At 70.0% G+C, this 8,360-nt stretch carries 7 protein-coding genes and 1 tRNA gene; 7 read left to right on the top strand and 1 reads right to left on the bottom strand.

The window, feature by feature from the left end; genetic code table 11:
* Positions 1-79 precede the first annotated feature (79 nt).
* Positions 80-1,105 (top strand): LacI family DNA-binding transcriptional regulator, encoded by a 1,026-nt coding sequence (locus I59_RS02730; RefSeq protein WP_031272571.1) that lies wholly within the window; start codon positions 80-82, stop codon positions 1,103-1,105.
* 196 nt (positions 1,106-1,301) lie between these two features.
* Here I59_RS02730 and I59_RS02725 read toward each other — a convergent pair.
* Positions 1,302-1,388: transfer RNA gene (locus I59_RS02725), tRNA-Leu, on the bottom strand.
* Positions 1,389-1,474: 86 nt separating this feature from the next.
* Here I59_RS02725 and I59_RS02720 point away from each other — a divergent pair.
* The 6 genes from I59_RS02720 to I59_RS02695 form a co-directional block, all read left to right on the top strand.
* A complete protein-coding gene (locus I59_RS02720; RefSeq protein WP_022902558.1) occupies positions 1,475-2,155 on the top strand; it encodes a DUF3662 and FHA domain-containing protein in 681 nt (226 codons plus the stop codon).
* Positions 2,152-2,697 (top strand): FHA domain-containing protein, encoded by a 546-nt coding sequence (locus I59_RS02715; RefSeq protein ID WP_031272570.1) that lies wholly within the window; start codon positions 2,152-2,154, stop codon positions 2,695-2,697. Before I59_RS02720 ends, I59_RS02715 begins: the two co-directional genes overlap by 4 nt.
* A gap of 6 nt (positions 2,698-2,703) precedes the next feature.
* Positions 2,704-4,050 (top strand): Stp1/IreP family PP2C-type Ser/Thr phosphatase, encoded by a 1,347-nt coding sequence (locus I59_RS02710; protein WP_031272569.1) that lies wholly within the window; start codon positions 2,704-2,706, stop codon positions 4,048-4,050.
* Complete coding sequence (locus tag I59_RS02705) at positions 4,047-5,483, top strand: FtsW/RodA/SpoVE family cell cycle protein (protein WP_022902557.1); 1,437 nt, start codon at positions 4,047-4,049, stop codon at positions 5,481-5,483. Before I59_RS02710 ends, I59_RS02705 begins: the two co-directional genes overlap by 4 nt.
* Positions 5,480-6,937, top strand: a complete 1,458-nt coding sequence (locus I59_RS02700; protein WP_022902556.1) for a penicillin-binding protein 2 — start codon at positions 5,480-5,482, stop codon at positions 6,935-6,937. Before I59_RS02705 ends, I59_RS02700 begins: the two co-directional genes overlap by 4 nt.
* The coding region (locus I59_RS02695; protein ID WP_022902555.1) for a protein kinase at positions 6,934-8,360 on the top strand (1,427 nt) is incomplete at its 3' end. The genes I59_RS02700 and I59_RS02695, both read left to right, overlap by 4 nt.

Below are 8,360 nucleotides of genomic sequence, written 5' to 3'. Positions count from 1 at the left end.
CCCAGAGTCAACGCCGTCCGGCGGCCGTTGTCAAGCCCGGTGTGGAGGGATGCCGCTGCCCGGCGGCTACAGTGGCCGCATGTCCGACGTCCGTACCGCCCGCTCCCGCGCCACGATCCAGGACGTCGCGGACGAGGCGGGGCTCTCCCGCGGCACGGTCTCCCGGGTGCTCAACGACGAACCGTACGTCTCCCCGAAGGCCCGCGAAGCCGTGCAGGAAGCCGTGCGCCGCGTCGGCTACGTCCGGAGCGCCGCGGCCCGCAGCCTCGTCACGCGACGCTCCGGTGCGGTCGCGCTCATCGTGCACGAACCGTCCGTCCAGGTGCTCGACGACCCCAACATCGGGAACATCCTCATCGGCACGAACGCCGTGCTGTCCGAGGCCGACCAGCAGCTCGTGACGATCATGGTCGACTCGGCGCGCGACGACGAGCGCGTCGTCGAGTACCTCCGGGGCGGGTTCGTGGACGGCGCCATCGTGCTGTCCGCCCGGGACGGCGACGCGGTGACCCGGGCGATCGAGGAGATGGGGCTCCCGGCGTGCTTCGTCGGCCACCCGACGGACGCCGCGAACACGTCGTGGATCGGCATCGACAACCGCGCAGCGGCCTTCGCCATCACGAGTCGTCTCGTCGAGACCGGTCGGCAGCGGATCGGGATGCTCGCCTCCGGGCTCGACCGTGACTCCGGCCAGGACCGCCTCGCCGGCTTCACCGAGGCGCTCGGTGACCGCTTCGACCCCGCGCTCGTCGCGGGGAACCCCCTGTTCAGCTACACCGCCGGGGTCGAGGGGATGCGCGAGCTGCTCGACCGGGCACCCGACGTCGACGGGGTGTTCGCCGCCTCCGACGCCGTCGCCGCCGGAGCGATGGACGTGCTCCACCGGGCCGGCCGCTCGGTGCCGCGGGACATCGGGGTCGTCGGGTTCGACGACAGCGCTTGGGCGCTCCGGTGCGACCCGCCGCTGTCGACCGTCCGGCAGCCGGCGAAGACCCTCGGGGAACAGGCGGCCCGGCAGGTCCTCGCCCAGATCGCCGGCACCGACGACGAGGGTCCGCACGGGCTCGTCCTGCCGACCGAGGTGGTGTGGCGGGCGAGCGCCTGACGCGCGGCCCGGTCGGGCCGACGGTGCGCCGCGGCAGACGCGACCGACGCCGCGGGGCCGAGCCGTGCCTCCAGGCCGGGTGAGGGGCCGAGCCGTGCCTCCAGGCCGGGTGAGGGGCTGCGCCGCGGCCGACGTGTCGAAGGCGCGGGCGGAACGCGAGAGGCCCCCGGATCACTCCGGGGGCCTCTCGTTCGCCTGGTGCGCGAGGGGGGACTTGAACCCCCACGCCGTTTCCAGCACACGGACCTGAACCGTGCGCGTCTACCAATTCCGCCACTCGCGCCAGCCCCAGAACACTACCATGCACAGACGGTGCCAGGCGCCAACCACTACCATGCAGAGGTCCGTGACCGAGAACACTGGAGACCGATGGGCCTGTTGGACAGCTTCGAGCGAGGGTTGGAGCGTGCCGTGAACGGCGCGTTCGCCAAGACCTTCCGCTCCGGCGTGCAGCCCGTCGAGATCTCGAGCGCCCTCCGGCGCGAACTCGACACGAAGGCCGCCGTGGTCTCCCGCGAGCGGATCCTCGTGCCCAACGAGTTCAGCGTGCGCCTCTCGCCGCCGGACTGCACGCGCATGACGGACATCGGCCAGCCGCTCATCGACGAGCTCCGCCAGATGGTGCAGCAGCACGCGGTCGCGCAGAACTACTCGTTCTCCGGACCGGTGTCGATCACCCTCAAGCAGGACGGCACGCTCTCCACCGGCATCCTGCAGATCGACTCCTCGACCGTGCAGCGCGACCTCGCCTGGGTGGCCGTGCTCGACATCGGTTCGCAGCGCCACAAGCTCCACCGGGGCCGCACCGTCATCGGACGCGGGTCGGACGCCGACATCACGGTCGCCGACACCGGGACGAGCCGGAAGCACGTCGAGGTGATCTGGGACGGCAAGCACGCCCAGGCGAACGACCTCGGGTCCACGAACGGCTCGAAGCTGAACGGCGAGCGCTTCCAGCAGGCGATCGTGGAGCCGGACTCCACCATCGAGATCGGTCGTACCCGTATGGTGTTCCGGGTGATCCCGGACAACGACGGAGGTGCTCGATGACCACGGGGCTGACCCTGCTCGTCCTGCGCTTCGCGTTCCTCGCGGTGCTGTGGCTGTTCGTGTTCGTGATCGTGTTCGCCCTGCGGAGCGACCTCTTCGGCCAGCGCGTGCGCACCATCCCGACCGACCCGAAGGCGGGTCCGTCCGGTCCGACCACCCCGTCGATCCCGACCGCGGCCACCGCGTCGGCGTCCGGGAGCGCCTTCACCGAACTCCTGAACCAGGGCGGCAGCACGGCGCCGAACACGCCCGTCGCCACCCGTCTCGTCATCACCGAGGGGTCGCGCGAGGGCATGGAGATGCCGCTCGGCGGCGGTCCGATCACGATCGGCCGGTCCAGCGAGTCCAACGTCGTGATCCGCGACGACTACACGTCCACCAACCACGCCCGACTCGATCTGCGTGCCGAGGGCTGGGTCGTGACCGACCTCGAGTCCACCAACGGCACGTTCGTCAACGGTCAGAAGGTCTCCGCCCCGGTGCTCGTCGCCGAGGGGACGCCCATCACGATCGGGACGACGACGTTCGAGCTGCGGCGGTAGGCGCGGATGACGGCACGGACGCTGAGCGCCGCTGTGTCCCACGTGGGGCGCATCCGCGCGAACAACCAGGACTCCGGCTACGCCGGGGCGCACCTGTTCGCGGTGGCGGACGGCATGGGGGGCCATGCCGGCGGTGACGTCGCGTCGGCGATCGCGATCCGCCGCATCCGTGAGGTCGACCGCGAGTTCCCCTCCGCGCACGACGCCGAGTTCGCCCTGCAGTCCGCGCTCATCGCCGCGAACCAGCTCATCACCGAGACGGTCTTCGAGCACCAGGAGCTCACCGGCATGGGCACCACGGTGTCCGCGCTCATCCGGGTCGGCGACCAGATCGCGATCGCACACATCGGCGATTCCCGCATCTACCGCTACCGCGACGGCGAGCTCCAGCAGATCACGTCCGACCACACGTTCGTGCAGCGCCTCGTCGACAGCGGCCGCATCACCCCCGAGGAAGCCGCGGTCCACCCCCGGCGGTCGGTGCTCATGCGCGTGCTCGGCGACGTCGACGCCGCCCCCGAGGTCGACACGGCCGTCATGGACATCCAGCCCGGCGACCGGTGGCTGCTCTGCTCCGACGGCCTCTCGTCGTACCTCGCCGAGGAGCGCATCCGGCACGCGCTCGCGTCGAACATGGACGCGAACCAGGCGACGCAGCGGCTCGTGAAGGAGACCCTCGACCACGGGGCCCCGGACAACGTCACGGTCGTCGTCATGGACGTCACCGACGGCGACGTCGTCGACGAGGACGACGCGGCCACGACCGTCGGCTCCGCGGCCGCGCCGCTGACGTTCGAGGCGTCGACCGGCCGGAAGCCGATCCGGCTCCCCACGATCCTCCTGCACCCGCTCAAGGTCACGACGGCTCCCGAGGACTCCCACTTCGAGCCCGAGTCCGACCAGTACTTCGCCGAGCTCATCGCCGAGGACCGCCGACGCCGTGTCCGTCGTCGGGTGGCCTGGAGCATCGCGCTCGTCGTCGCGATCGCCGCCCTGGTCGGCGCGGTCTTCCTCGGCTGGCGCATCACGCAGGACCACTACTACGTCGGGTCCGACCGTGGCACCGTCGCGATCTACAAGGGCGTCCAGCAGTCGATCGGGCCGATCGCGCTCTCCGACGTCTACGAGGACACCGACATCCGCGTCAGCGGCCTGCCCGACTACACCCGCGAGAACGTCCGCTCGACGATCAACGCACAGTCCCTCTCCGACGCACGCGACATCGTCGACCGGCTGCGGAAGGCCGCCGAGACCGGGCAGGACCAGGCAGGCACCGGCGGGTCGTCGCCGTCGGCCACGCCCTCGGCCACGAGCTCGCCGACCCCGACGCCCACCCGCGGGACGAAGCGATGAGCAACGCGACCGCCCAGTCCTTCACGCAGGCGATCACGATCAAGCTGCGCGAACCCGCGCGGGCCCGGAACCTCGAGCTCGTGCTCCTCGTCATCGCCTGCGGCATCTGCGCCGGCGCGATGGTGCTCGTGCAGCTCGGCACCAAGGGCCGGCTGTTCGACACGTCGGTGCTCTGGACCGGCGCGACGATCCTCGGCCTCGCGCTCATCATGCACGTCGTGCTGCGCGTCGTCGCGAAGAACGCCGACCCGTTCGTGCTGCCGGTGGCCCTGGTCCTCAACGGCATCGGCATCGCCGAGATCTACCGCATCGACGTCCACAACGGGCTGACGGGGTGGGCCGCGGTCGGCGTCAAGCAGATCGTCTGGACCATCTTGGCGATGGCGGCGGCGATCGTCGTCCTGCTCGTCGTGCGGAACCACCGGTTCCTGCAGCGCTACCGCTACATCTTCATGCTGCTGACCATCGTGCTGCTCCTGCTGCCGATGCTGCCGATCATCGGCCTCAACGTGAACGGTGCGCGCGTCTGGATCAAGCTCGGGTCCTTCACCTTCCAGCCGGGCGAGCTCGCGAAGATCACGATGGCGCTGTTCTTCGCCGGGTACCTCGTCACCGCCCGGGACTCGCTGTCGATCGTCGGCCGCAAGGTCCTCGGCATGACGCTCCCGCGCGCCCGTGACCTCGGCCCGATCCTCATCATCTGGGCGGCGGCGATGGGCGTCCTGGTGTTCCAGCGCGACCTCGGCACCGCACTGCTGTACTTCGGCCTGTTCCTCGTGATGATCTACGTCGCGACCGCCCGGCTCAGCTGGGTGCTCATCGGCCTCGTCCTCTTCGTCGGCGGTGCCCTGGTCGCCCAGTCCGTCCTCGTGTACGTGCACGGCCGGTTCGAACAGTGGCTCAACCCGTTCGACAACACGATCTACAACGCCGACACGCAGGCCAGCTACCAGCTCGTGCAGGGGTTGTTCGGCTTCGCGAACGGTGGGATCACCGGCACCGGCCTCGGCCAGGGGCGCCCGTACATCACCCCCGTGGCGAACGCGGACTACATCATCGCGTCCCTCGGCGAGGAGCTCGGACTCATCGGGGTCTTCGCGATCCTCGCCCTGTTCATCGTCCTGGCCTCGCGCGGCATCCGCGTCGGGTTCATGGCGCAGGACGACTTCGGCAAGCTGCTCGGCGTCGGCTTCGGCTTCATCATCGCGCTCCAGGTCTTCGTCGTCGTCGGCGGCATCACCCGGGTGATCCCGGTGACCGGTCTGACGACGCCGTTCATGGCCGCGGGCGGGTCCTCGCTGATCGCGAACTGGATCATCGCGGCGATGCTGCTGCGACTGACCGACTCGATCCCGGCGGAACAGCGCGTGCAGCAGGGAGCGATCCCGGCCGCACGCGGACGAGGGGCGACCAGGAAGGAGCGCGCGCGGTGAACCGACAACTCCGCGGTGTGTCCACCGTCATCGTGCTCATGTTCGTCGCCCTCTTCGTGTCGACGACCTCGATCCAGTTCTTCTCGGCCGAGCAACTCCGCGCCGACCCGCGGAACTCCCGGACGATCCTCGCGAGCTACTCCACGAAGCGCGGCGCGATCCTCGTCGACGGCAGCCCGATCGCCGAGTCCACCCCGTCGGACGACCAGTACCAGTACCAGCGCAAGTACACGAACGGCGACCTGTACTCGGCCGTCACCGGCTACTTCACGATCGGCCAGGGCAACGCGGGCATCGAGAGTGCGGAGAACGGCGTGCTGTCCGGCAACTCGGACGCCTCGTTCTTCCAGAACCTCAACGCGATCCTGACCGGCCAGGACGTCCAGGGCGACAACGTCAACCTGACGATCGACCCCGACGTGCAGAAAGCCGCGTACGACGCCCTCGGGAACAACACCGGCGCCGTCGTGGCCATCCAGCCGAAGACCGGCAAGATCCTCGCAATGGTCTCGAAGCAGTCGTACGACCCGAACGTCCTGACCTCGCACGACACGTCGCAGGTGGTCGAGAAGTACAAGGCGCTCGAGGCGGACGCCGGACAGCCGCTCAAGAACCGCGCGATCGCCGGCGACCTCTACACGCCCGGGTCGGTGTTCAAGCTCATCGTCGCGTCGGCGGCGCTCGAGGGCGGCAAGTACACGCTCGACTCGACGTTCCCGAACCCGTCGCGGCTGCAGCTGCCGGGCACGAGCACCTACATCAACAACGCCGAGGGCGGCAGCTGCGGTGGCGGGGACAAGGTCAAGCTCCGCACAGCGATCCAGAACTCGTGCAACATCCCCTTCGCCGAGCTCGGGCAGAAGCTCGGGTACGACGCGATCAAGAGCATGGCCGACAAGTACGGCTTCGGCGACCAGATCGAGGTCCCGATGCAGGCCACGGCCAGCCAGTACCCCGACGTCAGCGACGACACCGCCCAGCTCATGCTGAGCGCGTTCGGGCAGGCGAGCGTCCGCGTCACTCCGCTGCAGATCGCCATGGTGTCCGCGGGCATCGCGAACGGCGGTACGGTGATGCAGCCCACCCTGGTCGACTCGATCACGACGAGCGACCTCAAGACGGTCCAGTCGTTCTCGCCGAAGGAGTTCAGCAGCCCGCTGTCCTCGTCCGAGGCGGGGGACCTGACCGAGGCGATGCAGAGCGTCGTCGACTCCGGGACCGGCACCAATGCCAAGATCGACGGGGTCGACGTCGCCGGGAAGACCGGCACCGCCGAGGGCGGGACGGGCGATCCCTACACGCTCTGGTTCACGGGCTTCGCTCCGGCGAAGGACCCGGAGGTCGCCGTCGCCGTCGTGGTCGGCAACGGCGGCGGTCTCGGGCAGTCCGGGGTCGGCAACACGGTCGCGGCCCCGGTCGCGAAGAAGGTCATGGAGGCGGTGCTGAACAAATGAGACCCACCAGCGGGCTCACCTTCGGTGGGCGGTACCAGCTCTCGTCCCGCGTCGCGATCGGCGGCATGGGTGAGGTGTGGCAGGCGACCGACCTGGTCATCGGCCGCACCGTCGCGCTCAAGATCCTCAAGGACGAGTACCTCGGGGACCCCGGGTTCCTCGAGCGGTTCCGCGCCGAGGCCCGGCACGCGGCACTCGTGAACCACGAGGGCATCGCCAACGTCTTCGACTACGGCGAGGAGGACGGCAGCGCCTACCTCGTCATGGAGCTCGTCCCCGGCGAGGCCCTGTCCACGATGATCGAGCGCGAGCACACGCTCCCGGTCGACAAGGTGCTCGACATCGTGGCGCAGACCGCGAACGCCCTCCAGGCCGCACACGCGGTCGGTCTGGTGCACCGCGACATCAAGCCGGGCAACCTCCTCATCACGCCCGACGGTCGGGTGAAGATCACCGACTTCGGCATCGCCCGGATCGCCGACCAGGTTCCGCTGACGGCCACCGGCCAGGTGATGGGCACGGTCCAGTACCTCTCGCCCGAGCAGGCGAGCGGCCACCCGGCGTCGCCGTCGACCGACATCTACTCGCTCGGCATCGTCGCGTACGAGTGCCTGGCGGGCCGACGTCCCTTCACCGGCGAGTCGCAGGTCGCGATCGCGATGGCGCACATCAACGAGCAGCCGCCGGCGCTCCCGGCCGACGTTCCGGAGCCGGTGGCAGCGCTCGTCATGTCGTGCATCGCCAAGAAGCCGGCGGACCGTCCCGCCACGGCCGCCAACCTCGCGCGGGCGGCACAGGCACTCCGCCGCGGTGACGTCGCCGCCGCCACCGTCGCGGTCCCGATGCTCGCCGAGGCCGGGACGGTCGCCTTCAACCCGCCGCAGCAGCGGGGCGACGACGCCGCGACGGCCCTCATCGGCACGCAGGCCGGTGCCGCGGTCGGTGGTCCCCGGACCCCGCCGTCGCCCGTCGAGGACGAGGAGCCGAAGAAGCGGCGCGCCTGGATCTGGTGGGTGGTCGGCGTCGTCGTCCTGCTGGCCATCGCGGCCGTGGTCGGTGCGCTCGCGCTGAACGGGTCCTCCGACCCGAAGCCGTCCGCGTCGACCAGCTCCGAACCCCGCCCCTCACAGACCCGGAGCACGCCCAGTGCGACCCCGACGGTGAGCCGGATCGACATCGACTCGTCCGACTACGTCGGCCGTCCGACCAGCGAGGTCCAGGCCGAACTGAGCCAGCTCGGGCTCGCGACGAACGTCGTGGACGGCGACGCGGCGACCGGCACGGACCAGCCGAACACGGTGCAGTCCGGTGTCGCCACCCTTGTCAAGGCCGGAGAGCTGCACGACGTTGATGGTGTCGGCCTTCGTGTTCGAGGCGTCCGCGAGGGTCGTCATGAAGTCGTCGTAGCCGCCGCCGTTCTCGA

It is taken from the genome of Curtobacterium sp. B8 (genome assembly GCF_000333315.1).
In the GTDB taxonomy this organism is placed as follows: Bacteria; Actinomycetota; Actinomycetes; order Actinomycetales; family Microbacteriaceae; genus Curtobacterium; species Curtobacterium luteum.
This window is presented reverse-complemented; position numbering and strand designations above follow the sequence as displayed.

Bases quoted from the DNA above. Each gene is read 5' to 3' on its own strand.
- I59_RS02730 (WP_031272571.1), top strand. From the start codon at position 80: ATGTCCGACGTCCGTACCGCCCGCTCCCGCGCCACGATCCAGGACGTC.
- I59_RS02720 (WP_022902558.1), top strand. From the start codon at position 1,475: ATGGGCCTGTTGGACAGCTTCGAGCGAGGGTTGGAGCGTGCCGTGAAC.
- I59_RS02715 (WP_031272570.1), top strand. From the start codon at position 2,152: ATGACCACGGGGCTGACCCTGCTCGTCCTGCGCTTCGCGTTCCTCGCG.
- I59_RS02710 (WP_031272569.1), top strand. From the start codon at position 2,704: ATGACGGCACGGACGCTGAGCGCCGCTGTGTCCCACGTGGGGCGCATC.
- I59_RS02705 (WP_022902557.1), top strand. From the start codon at position 4,047: ATGAGCAACGCGACCGCCCAGTCCTTCACGCAGGCGATCACGATCAAG.